At 60.5% G+C, this 23318-nt stretch carries 24 protein-coding genes and 3 pseudogenes; 16 read left to right on the top strand and 11 right to left on the bottom strand.

The genetic code is table 11. From position 1 onward, the window contains the following. Positions 1–17: 17 nt before the first annotated feature. Together ITX55_RS10410 and leuE are read right to left on the bottom strand one after the other, a co-directional pair. The gene (locus ITX55_RS10410) at positions 18–1517 is read right to left on the bottom strand and encodes an aldehyde dehydrogenase family protein (protein WP_042783752.1); all 1500 of its coding nucleotides are present in this window, start codon (positions 1515–1517) and stop codon (positions 18–20) included. A gap of 159 nt (positions 1518–1676) precedes the next feature. After that, positions 1677–2315 carry a leucine efflux protein LeuE gene (gene leuE, locus ITX55_RS10405; RefSeq protein ID WP_033641999.1) on the bottom strand — a complete coding sequence of 213 codons (639 nt, stop codon included), beginning with the start codon at positions 2313–2315 and terminating at the stop codon, positions 1677–1679. A 237-nt stretch (positions 2316–2552) separates the two neighbouring features. On the opposite strand from leuE, the gene ada reads away from it, so the two are divergent. Continuing rightward, the gene (gene ada / locus ITX55_RS10400; protein ID WP_042783753.1) at positions 2553–3608 is read left to right on the top strand and encodes a bifunctional DNA-binding transcriptional regulator/O6-methylguanine-DNA methyltransferase Ada; all 1056 of its coding nucleotides are present in this window, start codon (positions 2553–2555) and stop codon (positions 3606–3608) included. After that, positions 3605–4318: a 2OG-Fe(II) oxygenase gene (locus ITX55_RS10395; protein ID WP_108680217.1), complete on the top strand. Its 714-nt coding sequence runs from the start codon at positions 3605–3607 to the stop codon at positions 4316–4318. Before ada ends, ITX55_RS10395 begins: the two co-directional genes overlap by 4 nt. Here ITX55_RS10395 and tehB read toward each other — a convergent pair. Further along, a pseudogene (gene tehB / locus ITX55_RS10390) lies at positions 4313–5175 on the bottom strand (SAM-dependent methyltransferase TehB). The gene ITX55_RS10395 and the pseudogene tehB overlap by 6 nt on opposite strands. Positions 5176–5353: 178 nt before the next feature. Here tehB and ITX55_RS10385 point away from each other — a divergent pair. Further along, on the top strand, positions 5354–6457 hold the full coding sequence (locus ITX55_RS10385; RefSeq protein ID WP_033651045.1) for a DUF1615 domain-containing protein: 1104 nt from the start codon (positions 5354–5356) through the stop codon (positions 6455–6457). Between the two features lie 52 nt (positions 6458–6509). Here the strand turns inward: ITX55_RS10385 and ITX55_RS10380 are convergent, their stop codons facing one another. Beyond that, positions 6510–8189, bottom strand: coding sequence for an alpha-keto acid decarboxylase family protein (locus ITX55_RS10380; RefSeq protein WP_108680219.1), 1680 nt, complete (start codon positions 8187–8189; stop codon positions 6510–6512). Positions 8190–8397: 208 nt separating this feature from the next. Here ITX55_RS10380 and ITX55_RS10375 point away from each other — a divergent pair, with 208 nt between their 5' ends. The 4 genes from ITX55_RS10375 to ITX55_RS10360 all read left to right on the top strand — a co-directional run bounded on the left by ITX55_RS10375 (position 8398) and on the right by ITX55_RS10360 (position 10754). Further along, positions 8398–8631 carry a hypothetical protein gene (locus ITX55_RS10375; protein WP_159085266.1) on the top strand — a complete coding sequence of 78 codons (234 nt, stop codon included), beginning with the start codon at positions 8398–8400 and terminating at the stop codon, positions 8629–8631. Positions 8632–9234: 603 nt separating this feature from the next. Further along, entirely contained in the window at positions 9235–9825 is a 591-nt protein-coding gene (gene pagP, locus ITX55_RS10370) for a lipid IV(A) palmitoyltransferase PagP (RefSeq protein ID WP_033642007.1), read from the top strand. A 126-nt stretch (positions 9826–9951) separates the two neighbouring features. Then, positions 9952–10440 (top strand): DUF2501 domain-containing protein, encoded by a 489-nt coding sequence (locus ITX55_RS10365; RefSeq protein ID WP_033651046.1) that lies wholly within the window; start codon positions 9952–9954, stop codon positions 10438–10440. 50 nt (positions 10441–10490) lie between these two features. Next, positions 10491–10754 carry a DUF333 domain-containing protein gene (locus ITX55_RS10360; protein ID WP_019454261.1) on the top strand — a complete coding sequence of 88 codons (264 nt, stop codon included), beginning with the start codon at positions 10491–10493 and terminating at the stop codon, positions 10752–10754. 36 nt (positions 10755–10790) lie between these two features. On the opposite strand, the gene ITX55_RS10355 is transcribed toward ITX55_RS10360, so the two are convergent. Together ITX55_RS10355 and ITX55_RS10350 are read right to left on the bottom strand one after the other, a co-directional pair. Continuing rightward, positions 10791–11408 carry a hypothetical protein gene (locus tag ITX55_RS10355; protein WP_033642009.1) on the bottom strand — a complete coding sequence of 206 codons (618 nt, stop codon included), beginning with the start codon at positions 11406–11408 and terminating at the stop codon, positions 10791–10793. 107 nt (positions 11409–11515) lie between these two features. Next, positions 11516–12205 carry a transporter gene (locus tag ITX55_RS10350; RefSeq protein WP_223085031.1) on the bottom strand — a complete coding sequence of 230 codons (690 nt, stop codon included), beginning with the start codon at positions 12203–12205 and terminating at the stop codon, positions 11516–11518. Between the two features lie 138 nt (positions 12206–12343). Here ITX55_RS10350 and ITX55_RS10345 point away from each other — a divergent pair, with 138 nt between their 5' ends. Both ITX55_RS10345 and ITX55_RS10340 read left to right on the top strand, forming a co-directional pair. After that, a complete protein-coding gene (locus ITX55_RS10345) occupies positions 12344–13126 on the top strand; it encodes a DeoR/GlpR family DNA-binding transcription regulator (protein WP_033642011.1) in 783 nt (260 codons plus the stop codon). Positions 13127–13128: 2 nt separating this feature from the next. Further along, positions 13129–13512, top strand: coding sequence for a VOC family protein (locus ITX55_RS10340; RefSeq protein WP_033642012.1), 384 nt, complete (start codon positions 13129–13131; stop codon positions 13510–13512). Here ITX55_RS10340 and ITX55_RS10335 read toward each other — a convergent pair whose 3' ends face one another. Further along, a complete protein-coding gene (locus ITX55_RS10335) occupies positions 13513–14421 on the bottom strand; it encodes a LysR family transcriptional regulator (RefSeq protein ID WP_004940584.1) in 909 nt (302 codons plus the stop codon). 125 nt (positions 14422–14546) lie between these two features. On the opposite strand from ITX55_RS10335, the gene ITX55_RS10330 reads away from it, so the two are divergent. The 5 genes and pseudogenes from ITX55_RS10330 to ITX55_RS10310 all read left to right on the top strand — a co-directional run bounded on the left by ITX55_RS10330 (position 14547) and on the right by ITX55_RS10310 (position 17517). Further along, positions 14547–15428: a pirin family protein gene (locus ITX55_RS10330; RefSeq protein WP_016928920.1), complete on the top strand. Its 882-nt coding sequence runs from the start codon at positions 14547–14549 to the stop codon at positions 15426–15428. A 116-nt stretch (positions 15429–15544) separates the two neighbouring features. Next, a pseudogene (ycaC, locus tag ITX55_RS10325) lies at positions 15545–16170 on the top strand (isochorismate family cysteine hydrolase YcaC). Positions 16171–16321: 151 nt separating this feature from the next. Beyond that, a complete protein-coding gene (locus ITX55_RS10320; protein ID WP_042783760.1) occupies positions 16322–16651 on the top strand; it encodes a hypothetical protein in 330 nt (109 codons plus the stop codon). Between the two features lie 75 nt (positions 16652–16726). Beyond that, on the top strand, positions 16727–17179 hold the full coding sequence (locus tag ITX55_RS10315; RefSeq protein ID WP_042783761.1) for a thiol-disulfide oxidoreductase DCC family protein: 453 nt from the start codon (positions 16727–16729) through the stop codon (positions 17177–17179). A gap of 86 nt (positions 17180–17265) precedes the next feature. Then, positions 17266–17517: a hypothetical protein gene (locus tag ITX55_RS10310; protein WP_033642017.1), complete on the top strand. Its 252-nt coding sequence runs from the start codon at positions 17266–17268 to the stop codon at positions 17515–17517. Here the strand turns inward: ITX55_RS10310 and ITX55_RS10305 are convergent. The 3 genes from ITX55_RS10305 to ITX55_RS10295 form a co-directional block, all read right to left on the bottom strand. Next, the gene (locus ITX55_RS10305; protein ID WP_072628307.1) at positions 17508–18056 is read right to left on the bottom strand and encodes a GNAT family N-acetyltransferase; all 549 of its coding nucleotides are present in this window, start codon (positions 18054–18056) and stop codon (positions 17508–17510) included. The genes ITX55_RS10310 and ITX55_RS10305 overlap by 10 nt on opposite strands. Positions 18057–18151: 95 nt before the next feature. After that, positions 18152–18883, bottom strand: a complete 732-nt coding sequence (locus tag ITX55_RS10300; RefSeq protein ID WP_033642019.1) for a DUF2076 domain-containing protein — start codon at positions 18881–18883, stop codon at positions 18152–18154. A 107-nt stretch (positions 18884–18990) separates the two neighbouring features. After that, positions 18991–19794 (bottom strand): helix-turn-helix transcriptional regulator, encoded by an 804-nt coding sequence (locus ITX55_RS10295; RefSeq protein WP_108680221.1) that lies wholly within the window; start codon positions 19792–19794, stop codon positions 18991–18993. 117 nt (positions 19795–19911) lie between these two features. Here ITX55_RS10295 and ITX55_RS10290 point away from each other — a divergent pair. After that, positions 19912–20681 (top strand): annotated as a pseudogene (locus tag ITX55_RS10290) (class I SAM-dependent methyltransferase). Between the two features lie 57 nt (positions 20682–20738). Here the strand turns inward: ITX55_RS10290 and aqpZ are convergent. Then, the gene (gene aqpZ / locus ITX55_RS10285) at positions 20739–21434 is read right to left on the bottom strand and encodes an aquaporin Z (RefSeq protein WP_033642023.1); all 696 of its coding nucleotides are present in this window, start codon (positions 21432–21434) and stop codon (positions 20739–20741) included. A gap of 425 nt (positions 21435–21859) precedes the next feature. On the opposite strand from aqpZ, the gene ITX55_RS10280 reads away from it, so the two are divergent. Next, positions 21860–23221, top strand: a complete 1362-nt coding sequence (locus ITX55_RS10280) for an esterase-like activity of phytase family protein (protein ID WP_108680223.1) — start codon at positions 21860–21862, stop codon at positions 23219–23221. Positions 23222–23318 lie beyond the last annotated feature (97 nt).

The raw sequence follows: 23318 nt of genomic DNA, 5'->3' as shown, positions 1-23318 counted from the left end.
GGCCCGCGCCGCTGCACTCAATAGCGGATGCAGACCGATTTCGACTCGGTGTAGGCATCCAGCCAATCCGGGCCGAAATCACGGCCGCTGCCCGACTGTTTGAACCCGCCGAACGGCATGTTCGGGTCGATCAACGTATGGGTGTTGACCCACACGGTGCCGGCCTGAATGCGCGGCGTAAACGCCATCGCCTTTTGCAAGCTGGTGGTCCACAGGCTGGCGGTCAGCCCGAAGTCGGTGTCGTTGGCTTTGCTCAGCGCCTCTTCGGCGCTCGCCACCCGGATCAGGTTGACCACCGGGCCGAACACTTCCTCGCGCGTCAGGTTCAGCCGGTCATCCGGGTTGATCACCAGCGTCGGCGGAATGTAGAAGCCGTTGGCGTCCGGGCCGGCCGCGCCGCCGATAAGCTCGGCGTTTTTCGCCCGGGCGTCGTCCAGGTAGGCCGCCACCTTGTTGCGGTGCGCGAGCGACACCAGCGGGTTGATTTGCGCCCCGGTATCCATCCCCGGCCCGACCGACAGCGATTTCACCGCCTGTTCGAATCCGGCCACCAACCGATCGTAAATCGGCGCTTCGATATAAATTCGCGAGCTGGCGGCACACACCTGCCCCTGGTTGAGGAAGCTGCCGAGCATCAGGCCTTCGATCACCTGCTGCGGATCGGCATCTTGCAGCACGATGGCCGGGTTTTTACCGCCCAGCTCCAGCGTCACGCGGGTCAGGCGATCCGCCGCCGCGCGCGCGATGCTTTTGCCCACCGGCGTGGAGCCGGTAAAGCTGACTTTGGCGATCAGCGGATGTTCGGTCAGCGCCTTGCCGCACACGGTGCCGCGGCCGGTGACCACGTTGAACACGCCCGGCGGCACGCCGGCTTCGCTCGCCAGTTCGGCGATGCGCAGCAGGGTGAGCGGGGTGGTTTCCGACGGCTTGATGACGATGGAGCAGCCCGCCGCCAGCGCCGGCATGACTTTCCACATGCCGATCATCAGCGGGAAGTTCCAGGGCACGATGCCGGCGACGACGCCGATCGGCTCTTTGCGGGTATAAACCTGATATTTGGCGCCCGGCGGCATCGGAATGGACACGTCCAGCGTCTGGCCGGTGATTTTGGTCGCCAGCCCGGCGGTGTAACGCATCCAGTTCAGGGTGCTGCCGACTTCGAAAGCGCGGGCGATGTTGATGGATTTGCCCTGCTCCAGGGTTTCGAGCTGCGCCAGCTCTTCGGCGTGCTGCTCCACCAGATCGGCGAAGCGCAGCAGGATGCGTTCGCGCTCTACCGGCAGACGCTGCGCCCAGACGCCTTCGCTGAAGGCTTTGTGGGCGGACTCCACCGCCTGCGCCACATCGTGTTCGTTGGCGTCGGCAGTGGTGGCGATTTGCTGCCCATTGGCGGGGTTATACACCGCCAGGCGGCCTTCCGCGGCGGACGCGCGCCACTGGCCGTCGATATACAGCCCATGCTGACGATCGAGAAAACGCGACACGCTATCCAGCACGGCTACGGTATTGTCAGACATACATCCTCCGATCAGATTCATCAGGTTATCGTTAACCCTGAGAGTCTAGATCAGCGGTAAAGCGGCGGCTTTGCTCTGCCTGACATTCGATTTGTCCTGCGTGTCATTTTGCCGTGACGGAACAGTAAACTGCGGCCGGCGGGCGCCGGCCGGGAAGGATTACGAACTCAGGGTCGCCAGACGGGTGGCGAAACCGAGGAACAGCAGGCCGATCAGGCCGTTGCCGAGCTTCGCCAGGCCTTTCTTGTGGTTGAAGAAGTGCGCCAGCATCGCGCCGGAGAAGATCAGCGTGCTCATGTAGATAAAGCTGACGGCTTCGAGGATCAGCGCCAGAATGGTGAACGACAGCCCGGTGTGCGCGTAGTTGAAATCGATGAACTGCACGAAGAACGACACGTAAAACAGAATAGCTTTCGGGTTGGTCAGGCTCAGCGTCAGCGATTTGCGCAGAATGCTGTTGCCGCCCTCAATCTGTTGCTGTTGCGCCTGCGCCTTCTGCACGAAGGTGGCGTAGAGGATTTTTGCGCCAAGGAACAGCAGGTAAATCGCGCCGAGAAAACGCACCAGGGTAAACAGGAACGGCGTGGTGCGGATCAGCGAAGCCACGCCGATATAGGCGCAAAAGATCAGGATCGCATCGCCGATAAACACGCCCAGCGCCGCGGTATAGCCGGCGCGCACGCCGCGCGATATGCCGGTTTTCAGCACGTACAGCGTATTCGGCCCCGGCAGAATGATGATGAAGACCACCCCGGCCAAATAGGTCCATAAATTCAGGACGCCAAAACTCTCTAACACAATAACCTCTCCATGCGCGCAACTAACAGGCAGAAACACTGGCCACGCCCGTGGCCGGCCGCGATCCTAACGCCGTGCAACCGGGTTGGCAACGTAATAAACTTCATGTTGTTGGTTAAAAATTGTCGAAAGATTGTTGAAAACGTCGGCGACGAATTAAAAAGCAAGAGTCGGCGTGTTTCGCCAACGGCCCGTCACTATGCTGGTTAACATCGAAACCGCAGTGAGGAACGGATGATGAAAAACGTAATCGACAGCGCCGATCCGCGCTGGCTGGCGATTGTCAGCCGCGACAAGCACGCCGACGGCCGCTTTATCTACGCGGTGAAAACCACCGGCGTGTATTGCTCGCCTTCCTGCCCGTCACGCCAACCGAATCGGCAAAACGTGGAGCTGTTTGACGACGCGGAGCAGGCGGAGGCGGCCGGCTATCGGCCCTGTAAACGCTGCCGGCAGGGGCTGACGCCGCTGACGGAACAGCATGCGCGGCAGATAGCTGAGGCCTGCCGCTATATCGAGCAGGCGGAAAAAGCGCCGTCGCTGCAGACGCTGGCGCGCCACGTCGGGTTGAGCCAATACCATTTCCACCGGCTGTTCAAAGCGATCACCGGCCTGACGCCGAAAGGCTACGCCGACGCGCAGCGCAGCCAACGCTTACGCGCCGGTCTTACGCAGCGGGAAACGGTGACCGACGCGATCTTCGACGCCGGTTATGGCGCCAACGGCCGCTTCTACCAGCAGGCCAACGCCGCGTTGGGCATGACGCCGAAGGCCTATCGGGCGGGCGGCAAAGGCATGCGCATCCATTTCGCCGTCGGGCGCTGTTCGCTGGGCGAGATCCTGGCGGCCCAGAGCGAGGTGGGCATCTGCGCCATTCTGCTGGGGGACGATGCGCAGCAGCTGGTGCAGGATCTGCAGGACAAATTCCCCAACGCCGAGCTGATCGGCGGCGACGCGCAGTATGAAGCGCTGATGGCGCAGGTGGTGGGCCTGATTGAAGCGCCGGAGAACGGGTTGGCGCTGCCGCTGGATATTCGCGGCACCGCGTTTCAACAGCGGGTCTGGCGGGCGCTGCAGGCGATACCGGTCGGCGAAACCGTCAGCTATGCCGATATCGCTCGGCGCATTGGGGCTCCCAAAGCGGTGCGCGCGGTAGCCGGCGCCTGCGCCGCCAACATGCTGGCGGTGGCGATCCCCTGCCACCGGGTGGTGCGCAACGACGGCACGCTGTCCGGCTACCGCTGGGGCGTCGATCGCAAGAAAGCGTTGCTGGAAAAAGAGGCGCAGCGATGAGCGGCGCGCTGGTGACCCGGCTGGCCGAATTGGACTGGGCGGCAATTGAACGTGAACTCGATGAGCAGGGCTGCGTGCGTCTGCCGGGCGTGCTCAGCCAAGAGCTGTGCCGCGAGCTTTCGGGGCTCTACCCGCAGGATGCGCATTTTCGCAGCCGCGTCGTGATGGCGAAGCACGGTTTTGGCCGCGGCGAGTACCGCTATTTCGCCTATCCGCTGCCGCCGCCGGTGGCCGAAGCGCGCAGACTGATGTATGCGCGGCTGGCGCCGGTGGCCAACCGTTGGAACGCCTTGTTGGGGCTGGAGACGCGTTATCCCGTCGCACATGAAACCTACCTGGCGGAATGCCGCCGGGCCGGCCAGCGGCGGCCGACGCCGCTGCTGTTGCGCTACGAAACGGGGGATTACAACTGTCTGCATCAGGACCTGTACGGCGAGCGAGTGTTTCCGCTGCAGGTGGCGTTTCTGCTCTCCGCCCCCGAGCAGGACTTCACCGGCGGCGAGTTCGTGCTGACCGAACAGCGGCCGCGGATGCAGAGCCGGGTGGAGGTGGTGCCGCTGCAACAGGGCGACGCGGTGGTGTTCGCCGTGCATCACCGGCCGGTGGCGGGGGCGAAAGGCTGTTATCGGGTCAATCTGCGCCACGGCGTCAGCCGAATACGCGCCGGCCAACGCCACACGCTGGGGATTATCTTTCACGACGCGCTATAGCTTGCGCGCCAGCAGGGTGGCGAAGCGCAGCGAGATGCGGTTGCCGGCGGCGTCGGTCTTGTGCAGTTGGCCGACGTCTTCGTTGTATTTGAGGATCTCCCAGTCGCGATAATAATGCTTCAGCTCACCCGGCCGAAGGTAAACGGGAACGGCAGCGGGCAGGGATAATCCTCGGTATCCATCGCCGCCACGATCAGGTTATGGCCGCCGCGCACGGTGCTGTCCTGCATGTCTTGCACGATATGCGGGATCTGTTGCCGCTCGAGGAACATCAAGACCACGGTGGACAGGATAAAGTCGTAGTCGCCGCTGAAGCGGTGGGTGTTGAGATCTTGCACCCCGGCGCTCAGGCGGGTCAGCTGCTCGGCGTCGACGATCTGGTTGAGGCGGGCTATCGACGGCGCATGCTTGTCCCAGGCGGTGACATCGAAACCTTTCAGATTGAGGTAGAGCGAATTGCGTCCGCCGCCGCAGCCCAGATCCAGCGCCTTGCCCGGCGCGATGCGCGCCGCCGCCTCGATCACTTCGGAGTGAGTGCGCGTCAGTTCGTATTTCTTGTGGTAGTAATCTTCCGGCGTGCAGTAAAACGCCAGCCGGCAGGTCATGTCGTCCGAAAAGGAAACGATGCGATGCCACTGTTGGGGGGCGATAAACGGCGGCTGGCTTTCAGGGCTAAACTGCCAGGTCTCGGTGGTGGCGCCGTCTTCGGTCACCATGGCGAACGTCAGGCTGCCGCTCAGCACGGTGAGCTTCGCCCAGGTGCCGCTCTGGGTGTTGTGGCGCTGACGAAAGGCTTCCGGCAGCGTGTCGCTGTTCCATTCCGGCAGGGTTTTATAGCAAAGCAACTGCTGCTCCATAGGGGGCTCCTCTGGCTGGGCAAGCAAAGTGATTTATATGATGTATATAAAATACATCTTTATCGATCGTTTGAACATAGCAGCCTGAAGGAAAGGCGCGGCGAGATCTTTATACTGGATTGTGCGCGGCGGCTGGGCTAATTTCAGTGCTGTTCATGTCATCACGTTCAGGGAAAAGATGTCGATACGCCGTTTATGCCACCCGAAGCCCCTCCGTTTGCTGAGCCTGGCCGCGCTGCTGGCGCTGGCGGGCTGTACCAGCAAAACCACCACCACCTCGCCGGCGGCGCGCCCCGCCGACGTCAAAGCGCGACTGATGACGCTGATCCCGGCCAATGCCGGCGATCGTCAGGGTTGGGCCACCGATATCACCGCCGCGTTCGCCGCGCAGGGCATTGAGCCGAGCGATGAGAACCTGTGCTCGGTGCTGGCGGTCACCGAACAGGAGTCGACGTTCCAGGCTAACCCGCAGGTGCCGGGGCTGCCGAAGATCGCCTGGAAAGAGATCGACCGCCGCGCCGATCAGATGCATATCCCGAACTTTTTGGTGCATACCGCGTTGAAGATCTCGTCGTCGAACGGCCAGAGCTACAGCGAGCGCCTGGATAAGGTGCGCACCGAAAAGGATCTGAGCGATATCTTCGATGACATGATCGACCGCGTGCCGATGGGGCAGAAGCTGTTCGGTCATTTGAACCCGGTTCATACCGGCGGCCCGATGCAGGTGAGCGTCGCCTTCGCTGAGGCGCACGCCAAAGGGTATCCTTATCCGGTTGACGGTTCGATTCGGCGCGAAGTCTTCAGCCGGCGCGGCGGCATGTACTTCGGCATTATGCATTTGCTGGGGTACCCGGCCGACTATAGCCGGCCAATTTACCGCTTCGCCGACTTCAACGCCGGCTGGTACGCCAGCCGCAACGCGGCGTTCCAAAACGCGGTCAGCCGGGCGAGCGCCATTCCGCTGGCGCTGGACGGCGATCTGATCGACTTTGGCAGCGACAAGCCCGGCTCTACCGAGCTGGCGGTGCGCACGCTCGGCAAGCGCCTGAACATGAGCGACAGCGCCATTCGCCGGGCGCTGGAGAAAGGCGACACGGCCGACTTTGCCGATACCGACCTGTATAAGAAGGTCTATGCGCTGGCGGGCGGCAAGCTGCCGCGCGAGATGCTGCCGGGCATCCAACTGGAAAGCCCGAAAATCACCCGTAAGCTGACCACCGCCTGGTTCGCCAAGCGGGTGGATGAACGCCGCCAGCGCTGCATGGCGCGCGCCGGCGGTTAACCCTAAAGAAAACGCCGCCGGCGGCCTGAGTCACCGGCGGCGCGATCGCGCATCAGGCGCTGCGGCGCGGGTTGGTCAGGCCGAAGTTAAAGCTGTTGCAACGGTTGCAGAACTCTTTCATCACCGGCGGCGTGTCCATCATCGGCACTTTCACCTCGATAAACGCCAGCCTATCCTGCCGCGAGGCGTGTTCCAGGGCCATTTCCAGCTGTTGCGTGGTTTCCACCGCCACGCTGAACGGCTGCGATCGAGTATTCAGCACCGCCGGCAGTTTGGCGTAGTCCCACGGGCTGATGTCGTTGTAGGACGAGCTTTCGCCGAGGATATAGCGTTCGATGGTGTAGCCGTCGTTATTGATCAGGAAGATGATCGGCTTTTGCTCGCAGCGCAGCAGGGTGGACACTTCCTGCGCGGTCAACTGGAAAGAGCCGTCGCCGATGAACAGCAGGTGGCGGCGTTCAGGGGCCGCCATCAGGGTGCCGAGCAGCGCCGGCAGGGTATAGCCGATCGAGCCCCAAATCGGTTGGTTGACCACCTTGACGCCGTCCGGCATGCGCATGCCGCCGATGGCCGCGCCGGAGGTGCCGTTTTCCACCACCACCACGTCATCCGCCCGGATGAAGCGTTGGATGCGCCGCCACAGATAGGCTTGGTCGATAGGCGTGTCGCTCGGCGTCGCCAGCTTCTCATGCGGGCTGGCCAACGGCGTCAGGGGCTGCGCCGGCGCGTCTTCGCTCAGATCCAACAGCGCCTGCAGCAGATCCGCCGTCGACACCGCCGGGTAGGAGGTGTTGTCCAGCTTCATTGAGAACGGTTGGATGTCCACCTGAGCGGCGGCGGGAATGTGCTGCGAGAAATAGCCGGTGGTGGAATCCACCAAACGCACGCCGAAGCTCAGCACGCAGTCCGAGTGGGCCATGTGTTCATACAGTTCGGGGCGCGACAGATTGCCGCTGTAGCCGCCCATCCAACCGGCGGTGTTTTCCGGGATAATGCATTTGGCGGTGGGCATATTGGTCAGCGGAATGGCGAAGCGGTGAGCGACCGCGATGACCAACTGCTGCAACTGGTAGCGATCCACCATTTGATCGACCAACATGATTGGGCGCTGTGCGCGTTTGATTTTGGTTAACAGCGCCATCGCCGCTAATTGCACATTGTATTTATCGCTGGCCGGTAATTGCGGTGCCGTCGCCGCCGTGGCGATTTCAATTTCCACATCGCAAATATCCGACGGCAGCTGTAAATACACCGGTTTCTTCTCTATCCAGGCGCGGGAAATAACGCGTGGGATTTCTTGTGCGGCATTTTCCGGCGTAATCAAGGCTTGCGCAACGGTGAATTGTTTAAAGCAGTTCATGACGTTGTCGAAATTGCCATCGCCCAGGGTATGGTGCAAGAGCTGGTGATTTTTCATCGCATGCAGCGGCGGCGTGCCGGCGATGCAGATAACCGGCGAAGATTCGGCATAGGCCCCGGCGATGCCGGACAGCGCGGCCAGATCGCCGACGCCGTAGGTGACGATCAGCGCGCCGGCGCCTTTCATGCGGGCGTAACCGTCGGCGGCGTAGGAGGCGTTCAATTCATTGCAGTTACCGACAAACGCCAGCCGCTCGTCGTTTTCCAGCAGCTCCAGCAGGCTGAGGTTATAGTCGCCGGGCACGCCGTAAATACGATCGACGTTCAGGGCGTGAAGCTGTTGCAGAATGAATGACCCGATAGTTATTTTCATTGATTGCTCCGAATTATTTATCTTTATTTTGTCAGGCGAAAATCAGCAAAAATAAATTGCTGGCGATGTTGTGTCGTTAGCATTAACAGTTATTTAAAGTGTCGGCTTGTTCAAGACAGGCGTGGCAGCCGATGAATAGGCGGTTTGTATTCGGCGCTTTACGCGATTGAATAATGTATAAAGAGTGTGGTTATTATGCAGGAGGACAGTGCGGTATTTTTCCCTGGCGGTATATCGACAGAAAAATGGCGGCGTATTGGCATTTATCATGATGCAGGGCGAATCATCCGGTACTTTTGACGCCGCGTTAAATCCCATCGGGTGGCGTAACGCTACTTTGCTGGTAAATAAGGCAGAAGCCGGCGCAAAGAGGCATTTTGGTGATCCGCCGCACGCTTATTTCATGAAACCATCGCGCAACCAATCAAAAACAAAAAATTAACAATGTCGCTTTTTTATTCGCGTCGTGTTGTCAGTTTTACTTTACGGGGCTGCAATGCGCGCCGCCTCGGGCCGGCGTAAACAAGCGTCGTTACGGGCGCTAATATAACGTGGCGACCATCACATTCCTTGGGGCCGATACGTAAACTTTTCTCTACGTGCGCCTGGATGGCGCATGCCGACCAGAGAGTCAGCGTTGCAGTGGCGCCGGTTTGCGGGGGAAAGAGCGATGAAAGCCATCGACAGGCGCTGGTACTGATTCATGAGGAGCGTGATGGGTTGCCGTTGCCGCGCGTCACCCTTCGGCGTTTTAAAATCGACTGTTCGGCCTTATTCTCTGGCGTTCGTGAACCGCCTCGATGTCGATGTGTTGGTCAAGCACCTGGCCCGCGAGTAGCGAACGACAAAGCGGACTTTTCCCACGGTTTTGCCGTCCGAAAGGCGCTAACATGCAGATGTCGGTGCAACCCGTTATAAACCAATGCGAATTTTCCGATGCTAAGCTTAACCAAGGCGAAACGGGCGTTGGATAAATTGGATACAGCTTGATCTTGCCTGGGCTATCGGTAAAAATCTTCGGCCGTATTTTTACAGGAGCTTTACCATGTTTCTCAAACGGACTCTGTTGGCATGTTCTCTGGCGTTGATATTTCCTGCACTGCCTTCTTACGCTGAGGTTAGTACAGAAAGTGGCAATACCGCGCAGGCCGAAAAACCGGGTCTATGGCAGCGCTTTACCCATAACGTGTCGGAGACCTGGAACAATTCGCCGAACCACGATCTCTATATTCCGGCCATCACCTGGCATAACCGTTGGACTTACGATGACGAACATATCGATAAGTACAACGAGCGCCCGTGGGGCGCCGGTTACGGCATCTCCCGCTACGACAGCGACGGTGACTGGCACGGCATCTACATCATGGCGTTCAAGGATTCCTTCAACAAGTGGGAGCCGATCGGCGGCTACGCCTACGAGAAGATCTGGCGTCCGTTGGATGACAAGGATTTCCGCCTGGGGCTAGGTTTCACCGCCAGCGTCACCGCGCGCGATAACTGGAAATATATCCCTATCCCGGCGCCGCTGCCGCTGGCTTCTATCGGCTATCAGCGGCTGACGTTCCAGGCGACCTACATTCCCGGCACCTATAACAACGGCAACGTGTTCTTCGCCTGGCTGCGCTGGCAGTTCTAAACTTCCTGAATTCCGAAAAACGGCGCGGCGGCGAGATAAAAGGAACTTGTCGCCGCAGGCGGCGTCGGAGAGGTATCCCGGCGCGCTGCGCCGATTGCATGCCGTTCTTACAGGAGTTTTATCACTATGATCACCAAACATCGTTTACTGCTGGCTTTGGCGCTGTCCGCGACCCTGGCCAGCGGCGCCACCCAGGCCGCCGGTCTGATGGATTCTCTCAACAGCGCGGCGGGCGAACTGAGCAAGTCTGGCGGCGAAAGCGGCGGCGGCATGTCGCTCTCCTCGTTGACCGGCCTGCTGAACGGCGGCGACAAGGCGTTAAGCTCCAGCAGCATGACCAACGCCGCCGGCATCCTGCAATACTGTGTGAAAAACAACGTGCTGTCGGCTAACGGCGCCGAAGGGGTGAAAGATCAGTTGCTCAGCAAACTGGGCATCACCAGCACTGAAAACGCCAAGAGCCAGGATTATCAGCAGGGCCTGGGTGGCTTGCTGCAGACCGGTGAAGGCAAGAGCCTGGATCTCAACAGCCTGGGCACCTCGCAGATCACCGAGAAGGTGAAACAAAAAGCCTGCGATCTGGTGCTGAAACAGGGCAAATCCTTTATTTCATGATCAACCCACGGCGGAGCGCTCGCCGTGGGTATTTTGCATAAGCTGGAAAAATGAAAAAAACGTTGATGCTTTCCCTGCTGGCAGGGATGACGATGTTGCAGGGGTGTTCCGTGAAATCCAACGATGCGCCGCCACCGCCGCAGGTGAAACCGATCGGCATGGCGAACCCGGCCGACGTGTATTGCACCAAAATCGGCGGCAAGCTGAACGCCAAAGAAAACGCGGCGGGCCAGTATTCGACCTGTACGCTGCCGAATGGGCAGGAAATTGAAAGTTGGGAGCTGTTCCGCCGCGATCACCCGGTGAAAAAGTAAACCTCTGCGGCGCCGGCGACTCTGCCCGGCGCCCGATCAGAATTGCCGATCGCCTATCGACTGCAGCTGCAGGCTGCCGTCCTTTTGCAGCGATAACGGTATGCGCCAATCGCTCCGTTTATCCAGGTTGAACGGCCTGGAGCGGAACATGCAGCCGGTCTTGATGTTCTTGATTTTCATCACGTGTTCCGCATCCGCATTCATTTTAACCTCGAAGCTGCCGGCGGCCGGAATAAAGACTTCCGCCAGCTGCTGCGGCGCGGCGGGCGTTTCCATTTTGACCAACACCGCGAAATCGTTGCCTTGATTGTCCAGCGTCAGCCGATGCAGGCCGGTTGCGGGCAGGCCGGTCGGCTGATGCAGATAGCCGGCTGACGCGGGCCAGGGTTGCCCGGCATTATCGTGCAGCGGCCCGCCGCATTGCTCACGCGCTTCGCGCTGCGGCATTTCGCGCTTGATGGCGCGGTTGTAATCGGTGGGGGCGGCGAGGCTGAATTCGTCGTCATACTGGTGGGTGAGCAGATAGCGCTTGACGCCGAGCACCCCGAGGGCGACCAGCATGAAGAACAGAAATACCCTCAGGCGATTTTTAAAAATCAGCCCAAACAGCTTCCCGGGTAATTGAAACAGCCACCTTGCGATCGTCAATAACATCGTTTTCCCTTTACGCCCAAGCCGTTACGTCTGCGGTAACTTCGCTTGCCTCAGTATAGCCAAAGCGTTGCCACCGGGCGGCATGCGCCATGAAATTCCTGTTTTTTTTATCCTAAACCTTCTTCCAACAGCAACAGCAGCAGGAAGCCGGCAAAGAACATCGCGGCGGCGAACGGGGTTTCCTTTCCGCCTTCATGCGCTTCGACCAGCAGCTCTTCGGTCACCAGGTAGAGCAGGGCGATCAGGCCAAAGGCCAGAAAGGCGGTCAGCCAAAATGCGCCCAGCATGGCCACCGGCGCCCCCAGCAGGCCGCCGATGGGCAACAGCAGCGCCAGGCCAACTATCGCCGCCATGACGCGCAGCCGCCTGCCGAGAAAGTCTTGCAAATCGCCGACGATCGACAATCCCAGGAACAGCACTTCCAGCGTTAACGCCAGCGTCAACAGCAGGCCGGCTTTGGCGCCGGCCGCGAAGGCAATGCCCAGCACCAGCCCATTGATAAAGATATCGACGCCGACCGCGGCGATAAAACCGACCGGCCCCTGCGCTTTTTCGCCCAGCCGCCGAACCAGCAACATTAACAGCACCCCCACAGCGCCGCCCAGCAACACCGCCAAAGGCGACTGCTGTTTGAGATCGGGCAAGATTTCGGTGGCGGCGGCGGCGAACACGATGCCGGCGGTAAAGTGATGGATGACGCGCATCGCGGCGTCGCCGGGGCGGCGATAGAGCGCCACCGCTGCGCCGACGACGGTGGCTGCGGCGGGAAACAGCGTATAAAGCACGGCGGAGGTCATCGCGTCATAATCCCTTATCTGTGATGTCACTTTCAGTCTAGACGAGCGCCGCCGCTTGAGTGTTGCCAAAAAAGTGTTTGTCCGATTTTGTACGTTTGTGTACATTTATGATTACTTTAGCATCACCGGATTGACATGATGTCCAAACTGTTACCGAATGAGCGCCATCAGGCCATTCTCGACACGCTCCGCCAACAGGGGCGAGTGCTGGCTCTGGAGATGGCGCAGCGGCTGAATACCACCGAAGCGACCATCCGCCGCGATCTGCGTCAGCTGGCGGCACAGAATCTGTGCAAACGCATCTATGGCGGTGCGCTGGCGCCGACGCCGGCCGAAGGCCCCGTTGCGGCACGCATTGCCCTCAGCGGTGATGAGAAGCTGGCGCTGGCGCAGACCGCGCTGGGGGTGATCGGCGAAGAACAGCTGATCTTCCTCGATGCCGGCAGCACCCACCTGTATCTGGCGGATCTGTTGCCGCGCGATCGGCGTTTGACGGTGGTAACCAATGCGTTGAGCATCGCCGGCAAAATGCTGGAACGGCCGGGGATCCGCACCATCCTGATCGGCGGCGAACTGGATGCGCAGGTCGGCGGCTGCGTGGACGCCAAGGCGGCGGAAGAGATCGACGGATTTCATTTCGATCTGGTGTTCACCGGCATTTGCGCCTACGACCCGGCCGGCGGCTTCTCCGCGTTGAGTTACCAGGACGCCACGTTCAAAAAGCGGTTGCTGACGCGCGCCGGCAGCGTGGCGGTGCTGTGCACCCGCGACAAACTCAATACCTACGCCCCTTACCCCTTCCTGCCCGCCGGGCGGGTGGATCATCTGGTGACGGCGCGCGGCGCGCACCCGCAGCTTGAGCAGCAGGTGGCGCAGGGCGGCGGCCAGATCTGGCACAGCGATTTATCGACCGGAGAATGATGATGAAAATAGCCCATGTTGCCCTGTGGACCCGTGACATCGACGCGCAGCTGGCGTTCTGGCAGCGCTATTTCAACGGTGAAGCGGGGGAGGAGTACGTCAGCCGCAATCGGCCGGGGTTCGTTTCCCGCTTCGTCAGCCTGGCGGCCGGGCCGACGCTGGAGATCATGCGCGTGCCGACGTTGCTGCCGGCGCAGGCGCAGGAGGAGCGGGTAGGCTGGGCGCACATCGCGCTGTCGCTGGGAGATGAGCGGCAGGTCGATCGGTTGGCGCAGCGCGCACGGCAGGAGGGCATCTTGCTGTCCGCGCCGCGCTGGACCGGCGACGGCTTCTACGAGGCCGTCATTCGCGATCCGGACGGCAACGCGATCGAAATCACCGCCTGATTACTCTTCTTCAATGCTGGCGAACTGCTCACCCAGATAGTCGAGCAGCAGCCGCACCGCCGGCAGCAGGCCGCGGCGCGACGGGTAGACCGCGTGCACCACGCCGCCCTGCGGCTGCCAGCCAGGCAACAGTTGCACCAGCTCGCCGCGCAGCATGTCGTCGCGCATCATCATCGCCGGCAGTTGTACGATGCCGGCGCCGGCGATGGCGGCGGTGCGCAGCATCAGCATGTCGTCGGTGACCAGCCGCGGCGTGTGCTCCCACTCCACCCGTTCACCCTGTGGGCCGGTCAGCCGCCATTGGTGCTGAGCGCGCGCCGGGCCGAGATCGAGCGTCGGGTATTTACGCAGGTCTTCCGGCGTTTGCGCCGGCCCGAGGGTGCGCACCAGCGCCGGGCTGGCGGCGACGCACCAGGTGCGCTGCGCGAGGATCTTCAGCACCAGATCGCTGTCCTCCAGCGGCGGCGGCCGCACGCGGATCGCCAGATCCAACCCTTCCCCCACCACGTCCACCCGGCGGTTGGTGGCCTCCAGATGCACCGTCACCTTGGGATAATCGGCCATAAAGGCCGCCACCATGCTGCCGACGCGAGTGTGCAGGATCGCCACCGGGCAGGACATGCGTACCGTGCCGCAGGGCTCGGCGCGCGTCTGCTCGATCGCCTGCTGCGCGGCTTCCGCTTCCACCAGCATCGCCTTGCAGTGCGCGTAATAGGTTTGGCCGACCTCGGTCACCGAGAAGCGCCGTGTCGAGCGCTGGATCAGGCGCACGCCCAGCCGCTCTTCCAGCAGCGCTACGCGGCGGCTGAGTTTGGATTTGGGAATGCCCAGCGCCCGGCCGGCGGGGGCGAATCCCTGGTGATCGACCACGCTGGCGAAGAAAAACAGGTCGTTCAGATCGGTCAGCATCGCATCCCTTATCGTTCTACCAGTAGAACGCTGAGTGTACATCTTGCCTACTACTGCAGCAAACCCCGGCGGATTAAACTTCTGACATCAACTTAAGGCCGTGAGGTCTGAAACGGGAGTTCAAGATGAAAAAAATCCTCGGTATTCACAACAGCCCGGAAGCACATTGGGTCGGTAACGGTTTCCTGGTGAATTCGCTGTTCTCTTATAACGATTTGGGAGCGGAAATGAGCCCGTTCCTGCTGCTGGATCACGCAGCGCCAACCAAATTCCGCTCCGCCTCCGGCACCCGTGGCGTGGGTCAGCACCCGCATCGCGGGTTTGAAACGGTGACCATCGTCTATCAGGGCGAAGTGGAACACCGCGACTCGACCGGCAGCGGCGGGGTGATTGGCCCCGGCGACGTCCAGTGGATGACCGCCGCCTCCGGCATTCTGCACGAAGAGTTCCATTCGCGGGACTTCTCGCGCAAGGGCGGCACCATGGAAATGGTGCAGCTGTGGGTCAACCTGCCGGCCAAGGACAAAATGGCCGAGCCGGGCTATCAGACGCTGCTGAACGCCGATATTCCGGTGGTTCCTCTGGCGGACGGCGCAGGGCAGGTGCGGGTGATCGCCGGTGACTTTGGCGGCCACGCCGGCCCGGCGCGCACCTTCAGCCCGCTTAACGTGTGGGACATGAAGCTGAATGCCGGCCATACCACCACGCTGACGGTGAAAGAAGGCCATACGCTGGCGCTGGTGATGCTGCACGGCGCGATCCTGGTTAACGGTGAAGACGTGGTGCGCGAAACCCAAATGGTGCGTTTCGACCGGGCGGGGGATTCGATCACCATCGAAGCCAACAACGACGTCGCGTTGTTGGTGCTGAGCGGCGAACCGATCGATGAGCCTATCGTCGGCTACGGCCCGTTCGTCATGAACAGCGACGCGGAAATCCAGCAGGCGTTCCGCGATTTCAACAGCGGCAAGTTCGGCAGCATGAACGCCGAAGCGAGCGCCGGTTGAACCTTGGCGCCTGGGGCGGACAGTGTTCCCCGGCTCAGGCGCTACACTTAAACCTCAACGCCCCGCCCTGCGGCGGGGCGTTTCATCTGCAACATCAACCCCACAGGAGTAAAACCATGACTGCAAATTACAAGCGCCTCGACAAAGACCAGGCCGCCGTATTGCTGGTGGATCATCAGGCAGGGCTGCTTTCGCTGGTGCGTGATATCGATCCCGATCGGTTTAAAAACAACGTGCTGGCGCTGGGTGATTTAGCGAAGTACTTCAACCTGCCGACCATTCTCACCACCAGTTTCGAAAACGGCCCCAATGGCCCGCTGGTGCCGGAACTGAAAGCCCAATTCCCCGATGCTCCCTTCATTCCTCGCCCTGGCCAGATCAACGCCTGGGACAACGACGACTTCGTCAAGGCGGTGAAAGCCACCGGCCGCAAGCAGCTGATCATGCCGGCGTAGTGACCGAAGTGTGCGTGGCATTCCCGGCGCTGTCGGCGCTCAATGAAGGTTTCGAGGTCTTTGTGGTGACCGACGCCTCCGGCACCTTCAATGAGCTGACGCGTCAGTCGGCCTGGAGCCGCATGGAGGCCGCCGGCGCGCAGCTGATGACCTGGTTCGGCGTCGCCTGCGAGCTGCACCGCGACTGGCGCAACGACATCGAAGGCCTGGGCACGCTGTTCTCCAACCATATCCCGGACTACCGCAATCTGATGACCAGCTACAACACGCTGACGAACGGCAAGTAACGCAACGGCCCTTTACCCAACCTTTTGCCTCTCATCACGTTAAGCGCGTGTAAGCAAAGCGCAGCGGGGCGAAAAGGTAGCGAAAAGCGGCTTTCTCATGGGCCGGGGGCGGGGTAGCGTAATCCCGAACCCGGCAAATGAGGCTAATTCAATGAAACAAGCAATCAAGATCCTGGCGCTGCCCTGCATGGGCATGGCGCTGTTGTTCAGCGCGAGCGCGATGTCTGCCCCCGAGGCGCCTGCGGCCAAAGCGTTGCCGCCTGTGGCGGATGAACCGATGCGCATGCCGCCTTTCCCGGGCGGGCACCCGCCCAAGCCGGGGTTCTGCCGCGGCGGTGAGCTGTTCTGCGCCACCTCGGCCAGCGACAATCCGGTGGAAACCATCAACAAACTGACGGCGGTGATCCCGGCGGGCAGCGCCAAACATTACGAAGTGCGCGTCGCGGTGGTGGCGGTGCCTGACGCACCGCCCGGGCCTTAACACGCCCCGTCATCCCGCTCTGGCCTGGGCGCACCAGGCGCGTTAGGCTAAGGCGAGCATTTTTCGGGAGGCGGGATGACCCCTTTATCACAGCTGCCTTATCTGCAGCCCGGCGATCGCGCGTTGTTGTTCGACGGCGAATGCAACCTGTGTCATGGGCTGGTGAGATACCTTGTTCGCGCCGATCGGCAGCGGCGCATTCTGTTGGCGACGGTGCAATCCGTCGAAGGGCAGGCAATCCTGCAGGCGCTGGGATTGCCGACCGACCGTTTCGATTCCGTGGTCTATGTGGAACAGGGGCGCTGTTGGCTGCGTTCGGCGGCGTTGTTTCGGGCGCTGCGCCAAGTGGGATGGCCGTACCGCGCGCTGGCGCTGGCGCGTTTCCTGCCGCCGCGACTGGCGGACAAGATCTACGATGCGGTCGCCGGCAATCGCTACCGGCTGTTTGGCCGCAACGACGGCAGCGGCCTGCCGGGTGCCGACCAGCCCGGGCGCTATCTGCCTCGGCGGCGGGAGCCGCCGGCCTGAGCTTTACGCTTCTTTACCATCCAACCGCTTGAAATATCAGCACTCCAGCTCCATATAATGGGTCATTCAGCCAACAAGGAGCGCGTATGGGAATCAGTGAAGAAGAGCACATCCGCCGTTTGACCCAAGAGAAAAACGACATGGGCAATACGGCGAAATGGGTGGCGATCGTTTCCGCCGTCTACTTTGCCTTGATGGTGTTTTATGGCCATCCAACCGGCGTATTGGCGATGTCGGGCGCGGTATTCATTGTCTCTACCGCCACCTGGTTGAAAAAGCGCCAGAAGGTCAAATCTTACCGCATGGCGTTGGCCAAAATCAGCGACGATCAGCCCTGATAGTCGCAGCGCTTTAGCGTATACACCAGGCTCGGCGCCGCGCCGGGCACGTCATCCAGCGTATCCACCTGCTGCATGCCGATCTTTTCCAGCACTCGCCACGACGCCTGATTCTCCGCACGCACAATGGCGGAAATCTCCTCCAGCGCCAATCCGGCAAAACCGTATTGCAGCGACGCCCGCGCCATCTCGGTGGCCAATCCCATGCCCCAGACGCGAGTATCGAAGCGATAGCCGAGGTTCACGGTGCGCTGCGCCCCGAGCGGTTTCCGGGACAATCCGCCAAAGCCGATAATCCAATCCGGCCGTTCGCGCAGAGCGATCGCCCAGGAACCGTAACCGTGTTGTTGCCACCCGGAAATCCTCTCTTGCAGCGCCGATGCGGCCTGCGCTTCGCTGGTGAGTGGGCCGGCGGGATTGAAACGCTGCGTTTGCGGATCGCCGAAGATGGCGTAGAAACGCGCGAGATCCCCCATCACCGGTGGGCGCATCTGCAGGCGTTCGCTGAAGAAAGGAGTGGAAGGATTAAAGCTTGTCATCGTTTCTCTCTGCTGGATGAATGAACAGTGTTCACTGTAGACCAGAATGGCGAAACGGGAAATCCCCCTCTGCGGGTGAGAGGGGGCGAAGGGAATTACAGGAAGGAGTCGTCGTCGTCGCTGTAATCGTCGTCGGCGTAGTCCGTGTCGTCCTGATAGTTGGCGTTCTGGAAGCCGTTGTCCTGGTTGAGGAAGCTGCCGCCATCGCCGTTGTTGAAGGTATCCAGGTTGTTGGAGGCGTCGAAATTGCGCATTGCGCTGTCGTCCAGCGGCGCCGGGGTTTCCTCGATAATATTTACGATTTCCTGTGGTTGCGAATGGCGGAACATGCCGGTCAGCATGTCGGCCAATACCACGCCGCCGGCGACGCCCGCCGCCGTTTGCAAGGCGCCTCCCAGGAAGCCGCCGGCGCGTGAAGGCGCCGCCTGCTGCGGTGGGGCATAGGCCGGTTGCTGCGGCTGCTGCGCGTTGTTCCAGGCCGCCGTATTTTGCTGCTGCGCCTGATACTGTTCGCGCGGGCTTGGCGTACTGCGGCTGCCGCCGCCGAACAGGCCGGCCAGGAAGCCGCCGCTGCTCTGCTGGCCGTTGGCGGTTTGCTGCAGCTGCGCCACCTGGGCCTCCAGCTCTTTGACCCGCTGATCCATCTGCTTGAGCGCCGCTTCCTGAATAATCATCGCCTGCGCCATGTAATAAGGGGCGGAAGGCTGCTCGCGAATATGCTGGTTGATTTGCTGCTCTGCCTGGAGATCCCGTGGGCCCGTCTTGGTCTCGGCTTCTTTCAGGCGGCCAAACAGACCATCGATAAGGCGTTGTTCTTCGGATTGCATAGGAGTACCTCAGGAGATAAATAACGGTGCTGGATGATCACTATCATCGGTATCAATTACCCTAGCGCGTTTACATGAACCAATAAATAAATGGCGGGTAAACCTGCCTATGAATTTGTTACCAATTGCGGCAGCGGGATCAGCATCACCAGCTTCAGACCGGCGTGCTCCGCCGGATGGAAGGTGAGTTGGCGATAGCGCAGCGCGCCTCGCTGAGGATGCTCGAACGCTCTTTCGCCGCCTTCGCGCGCCATGACGTCATGTTGCTTCCACCAGTGATTAAAGTCCGCGCTGTTGTGCGTCATGTTGCGCACGAAGGCGCGCATCTCTTCGGTATTTTGATGATGGCTGGTCTCGGCGCGAAACTCGGCCACCACGCGGCGCGCGCGCTCTTCCCAATCGCTGACCAGCGTTTTCGCCAACGGGTGGAAGAACATGAAGTGCAGCAGGTTGGGGCTGTTGGCCACATCCAGCCAGCCGCTGAACAGCTCCGCCGCCTGCGGGTTCCAGGCGACGACGTTCCAGCTCACGTCCAGCAGATAGCAGGGCACCGTCATCTGATGCACGCTTTGCAGCACCGCGTCATTGGCGGTTTCTCGGTGCGCTTCCTGCTCGGGGTCGGCGATACGCGCCAGGGTAAACAGGTAGTGGCGTTCGGCCGGGCCGAGCCGCAGCGCTTTGGCGATGCGCGCCAGCGTGAAAGGAGAAATGGACACCTCGCGGCCCTGTTCGATCCAGGTATACCAGGTGGCGCTGATGCCGCTGATTTGCGCCAACTCTTCGCGGCGCAGGCCGCTGGTGCGGCGGCGCGAAGAGCTGGGCAGGCCGATCATTTCCGGCGTGATGCGTTCGCGGTGCGCGCGCAGAAACGCGCCGAGGGCTTTTGGCCCGGATAAGGCTTCTGATGACATAGCATGGTACCTATTTATACCAGGATAACTGCTCATATTGTACCCGTATAGTAGCCTGATTATAGTAGCCGAAAGCCTTCAGGCACAGGCGCAAGCCGGATAATAACAGGAGCAAACATGAGCAACAGCAACAGCCATAACAATGCGGTAGACCGGCAGTTCGGCGAGCAGGCCAATGCCTATTTAACCAGCGCGGTGCATGCGCAGGGCAAGGATTTGCAACGTCTGGCGCGGTTACTGGCGCCGCACGCCGAAGCGCGCCTGCTCGATCTGGGCTGCGGCGCCGGGCATGCCAGCTTCACCGCGGCGGCCAGCGTGTCGCAGGTGGTGGCCTACGATCTGTCGGCGCAAATGTTGGCGGTGGTGAAGCAGGCGGCGGCGGAAAAAGGCCTGAACAACATTCAGCAGCAGCAGGGCGTGGCGGAGTCTTTGCCGTTTGAGGACGCCAGTTTCGATCTGGTCATCAGCCGCTATTCGGCGCACCACTGGCGCGATGTCGGTCAGGCGCTGCGCGAGGTCAGGCGGGTACTCAAACCGGGCGGCAGCGCGATCTTTATGGACGTGGTCTCGCCGGGGCACCCGCTGCTGGATATCTACCTGCAAACCGTGGAAGTGCTGCGCGACACCTCGCACGTGCGCAACTATGCGCCGGGCGAGTGGCTGACGTTGCTGACCGAGGCCGGGCTGGTGGTACGCGAGGTGACGGCGGATCGATTGACGCTGGAGTTCGGCAGTTGGGTGGCGCGTATGCGCACGCCGGCGCATTTCGTCACCGCGATCCGCGCGCTGCAGCAAAGCGTGTCGCAGGAGGTGGCGGAGCATTTCGCATCCAGCCGGACGGCTCCTTCACCAGCGATATCATGATGTTTGAAGTGACGAAGGGCTGAAAGCAACGGGGCAGCCGATGAAGGCTGCCCCGTGAAACGCGATCGACTGCGATACGCTTATTTTTTGTCTTCCAGCAGGCAGCGGTAGATCAGGCCGCCGATAATGCCGCCGACCAGCGGCACCAGCCAGAACACCCACAGCTGCTGCAGCGCCCAGGTGCCCTGGAAGATCGCTACGCCGGTGCTGCGCGCCGGGTTGACGGAGGTGTTGGTCACCGGGATGCTGATCAGGTGGATCAGCGTCAGCGTCAGGCCGATAGCCAGCGGGGCAAAGCCTGCCGGCGCGCGCTTGTCGGTCACGCCATGAATAACGATCAGGAAGAAGGCGGTCAGCACCAGCTCAATCACGATTGCGGCTTGCAGAGAGTAACCGCCCGGTGAGTGTTCGCCGTAACCGTTGGAGGCGAAACCGCCTGCCGTGGCGTCGAAACCGGCTTTGCCGCTGGCGATCAAATACAGCACCGACGCTGCGGCGATACCGCCGATCACCTGTGCGATAACGTAAGGGATCACGTCTTTCGCCGCGAAACGGCCGCCGGCGAATAAGCCGACGGTGACCGCCGGGTTAAAATGCCCGCCGGAAATATGGCCGACGGCATAGGCCATCGTCACTACGGTCAGACCGAAAGCGAGCGCGACGCCGAGGAAACCAATACCCAGCTGTGGGAATGCCGCTGCCAATACTGCGCTACCACAACCACCAAACACCAACCAAAATGTGCCAAAAAATTCAGCAAAAAGTCGCTTTGACATAGATTCCATCCTGCGGAATAGACTAACGGGCGTTAGCACTAAAAACTATAGAACAGCTTTTTAAGTTCATGCAGATATTCTATAGAATTTTCTTAATGCACCTTGAATAACGGCGGTATTAAATCCCTGACATTTTATTTTGTCTATGAGAAAAACACCGTTTTTCGCCGTGTTGACGCGCGTTTGCCGATTTTTTTATCTTTGTTATAAGAATTTACCCTAAGCAAAACGGCGGGCTATTTCCGGGCGGTTTTTTCCAGCGGTTTTCTCCATTCAATACGCTCAGGTTAATTGCTCATTTCTATTTGCCAGCCAACCTTATTGCCTGATGTGCATTTGACGAATTGCCTATCGTCATCTAAGTGTCATGCTAAATTAATATCGTCTTCTGCCTGACAACGCTTCATTTAACCTCGGGTAAAAATATGAAAATAAAATCGCTTTCCCTGCTGTTGGCTTCACTGTTTCCGGTATTGGCTCACGCTGCCGACATTGAGGTGGCGCGTTATGTGGTCGGCTTCCCCGGCGGGGAACGCGTCGCCTATCAGGGGGCGTTCGCCAAGCACTTCCCGCAGGGATTGCCGGTAGGGATCGGCTCCGGATTGATGTTCAACAAGAAGCAGGGCGACGATTTGGTGCTGACGACGCTGACCGATCGCGGCCCGAATGCCGATGCCCCGGCGGTAGGCAAGCAAGAGGCCAAGATTTTCGCCAATCCGCAATTCACGCCCATGTTGATGGACATTCGTATCGGCGGCGGCAAGGCCGTAGCCGAGAATGCGCGGCCCTTGCACGACGAAAAAGGGCCGATCGGCGGGCTGCCGTTGCCGGGCGAGCTGATTGGTTCTACAAACGAAGTGGCGTTGAACGACGCGTTGCAGCCGCTGTCCGGCGATCGCCGCGGGTTGGATACCGAAGGGGTGACCGGTGACGGCAACGGCGGCTATTGGCTGTGTGATGAGTACGGCCCGTTTCTGATCCATATCGACGGCAAAGGTAAAATCCTCGCCAAATATGGCCCAACGCCGCAGGCCGGCGAACAGGCGGTGGCGGGCGGTTTGCCGAACATCCTGAAATGGCGTCAGCCCAACCGCGGTTTTGAAGGATTGACCCGGATGCCGGACGGGCGAATTCTGGCGGCGGTGCAGAGCACGCTGGATGTCGATGGCAAAAGCAAAAACAAGGCGCAGTTTACCCGGCTGGTGAGCTTCGATCCGCGCAGTGGCAAAACCGCCATGTACGGCTATCCCATCGATATCGACAGCTATAAAAAAGCCAAAGACGCCAAAATTGGCGATGTCGTGGCGTTGGACAACCAGCGCATCCTGTTGATTGAACAGGGAACCGGTAAAGATAAGTCGATGATCAACAAGATCTATCTGGTGGATCTCGCGCAGGCCAGCGATCTGAGCGCGTTTGACGGCCAGGGTAAAGCGCTGGAGTTCGACGATGCGAAAGATCTGGCTAAACGCGGCGTGAAGCTGGCGCAGAAACGGGAAGTGGCGGATCTGCGTCAGTTGGGCTGGCGCCAGGAGAAAGCGGAAGGGTTGGCGCTGATCGACGATCGCACGCTGGCGGTGATCAATGACAACGATTTCGGCTTGCAGGCCACGCTGGTGGATGCGTCGCCAAAGAGCAAGAAAATCGGCGACTATCAGCTGGAGAAAGGAGGGCGGTTGAGCCTCGACGGTGACAAAACCGACGCCCGCATCGAATTGCGCCCTCTGGAGCAGCCGGAATCGCTGAGTGAGCTCTGGGTGCTCACCTTGCCGCAATCCTTGAAGTGACCGACATCGGGGGCGATTGCGCCCCCGTCAGACCGTTGACAAAGGAGGAAAAAACGTGGTTTTTCCTCCTTTGTGGCCATCAGCCGAAAATCAATAA

Source organism: Serratia sp. EWG9 (genome assembly GCF_019913725.1).
Lineage (GTDB): Bacteria > Pseudomonadota > Gammaproteobacteria > Enterobacterales > Enterobacteriaceae > Serratia > Serratia ureilytica.
Note: the sequence above shows the minus strand (reverse complement) of the source record. Positions and strands in the feature narration are given on the sequence as shown.

Coding starts and splice junctions, on each gene's coding strand:
- ITX55_RS10295 (WP_108680221.1), bottom strand. CDS start 19,794: ATGTCATCAGAAGCCTTATCCGGGCCAAAAGCCCTCGGCGCGTTTCTG.
- ITX55_RS10395 (WP_108680217.1), top strand. CDS start 3,605: ATGAGCGGCGCGCTGGTGACCCGGCTGGCCGAATTGGACTGGGCGGCA.
- ITX55_RS10345 (WP_033642011.1), top strand. CDS start 12,344: ATGTCCAAACTGTTACCGAATGAGCGCCATCAGGCCATTCTCGACACG.
- ITX55_RS10365 (WP_033651046.1), top strand. CDS start 9,952: ATGATCACCAAACATCGTTTACTGCTGGCTTTGGCGCTGTCCGCGACC.
- ITX55_RS10350 (WP_223085031.1), bottom strand. CDS start 12,205: ATGACCTCCGCCGTGCTTTATACGCTGTTTCCCGCCGCAGCCACCGTC.
- ITX55_RS10385 (WP_033651045.1), top strand. CDS start 5,354: ATGTCGATACGCCGTTTATGCCACCCGAAGCCCCTCCGTTTGCTGAGC.
- ITX55_RS10305 (WP_072628307.1), bottom strand. CDS start 18,056: ATGACAAGCTTTAATCCTTCCACTCCTTTCTTCAGCGAACGCCTGCAG.
- ITX55_RS10410 (WP_042783752.1), bottom strand. CDS start 1,517: ATGTCTGACAATACCGTAGCCGTGCTGGATAGCGTGTCGCGTTTTCTC.
- ITX55_RS10300 (WP_033642019.1), bottom strand. CDS start 18,883: ATGCAATCCGAAGAACAACGCCTTATCGATGGTCTGTTTGGCCGCCTG.
- ITX55_RS10335 (WP_004940584.1), bottom strand. CDS start 14,421: ATGCTGACCGATCTGAACGACCTGTTTTTCTTCGCCAGCGTGGTCGAT.
- ITX55_RS10360 (WP_019454261.1), top strand. CDS start 10,491: ATGAAAAAAACGTTGATGCTTTCCCTGCTGGCAGGGATGACGATGTTG.
- ITX55_RS10330 (WP_016928920.1), top strand. CDS start 14,547: ATGAAAAAAATCCTCGGTATTCACAACAGCCCGGAAGCACATTGGGTC.
- ada (WP_042783753.1), top strand. CDS start 2,553: ATGAAAAACGTAATCGACAGCGCCGATCCGCGCTGGCTGGCGATTGTC.
- pagP (WP_033642007.1), top strand. CDS start 9,235: ATGTTTCTCAAACGGACTCTGTTGGCATGTTCTCTGGCGTTGATATTT.
- ITX55_RS10340 (WP_033642012.1), top strand. CDS start 13,129: ATGAAAATAGCCCATGTTGCCCTGTGGACCCGTGACATCGACGCGCAG.
- ITX55_RS10380 (WP_108680219.1), bottom strand. CDS start 8,189: ATGAAAATAACTATCGGGTCATTCATTCTGCAACAGCTTCACGCCCTG.
- ITX55_RS10355 (WP_033642009.1), bottom strand. CDS start 11,408: ATGTTATTGACGATCGCAAGGTGGCTGTTTCAATTACCCGGGAAGCTG.
- ITX55_RS10310 (WP_033642017.1), top strand. CDS start 17,266: ATGGGAATCAGTGAAGAAGAGCACATCCGCCGTTTGACCCAAGAGAAA.
- ITX55_RS10320 (WP_042783760.1), top strand. CDS start 16,322: ATGAAACAAGCAATCAAGATCCTGGCGCTGCCCTGCATGGGCATGGCG.
- aqpZ (WP_033642023.1), bottom strand. CDS start 21,434: ATGTCAAAGCGACTTTTTGCTGAATTTTTTGGCACATTTTGGTTGGTG.
- ITX55_RS10280 (WP_108680223.1), top strand. CDS start 21,860: ATGAAAATAAAATCGCTTTCCCTGCTGTTGGCTTCACTGTTTCCGGTA.
- ITX55_RS10315 (WP_042783761.1), top strand. CDS start 16,727: ATGACCCCTTTATCACAGCTGCCTTATCTGCAGCCCGGCGATCGCGCG.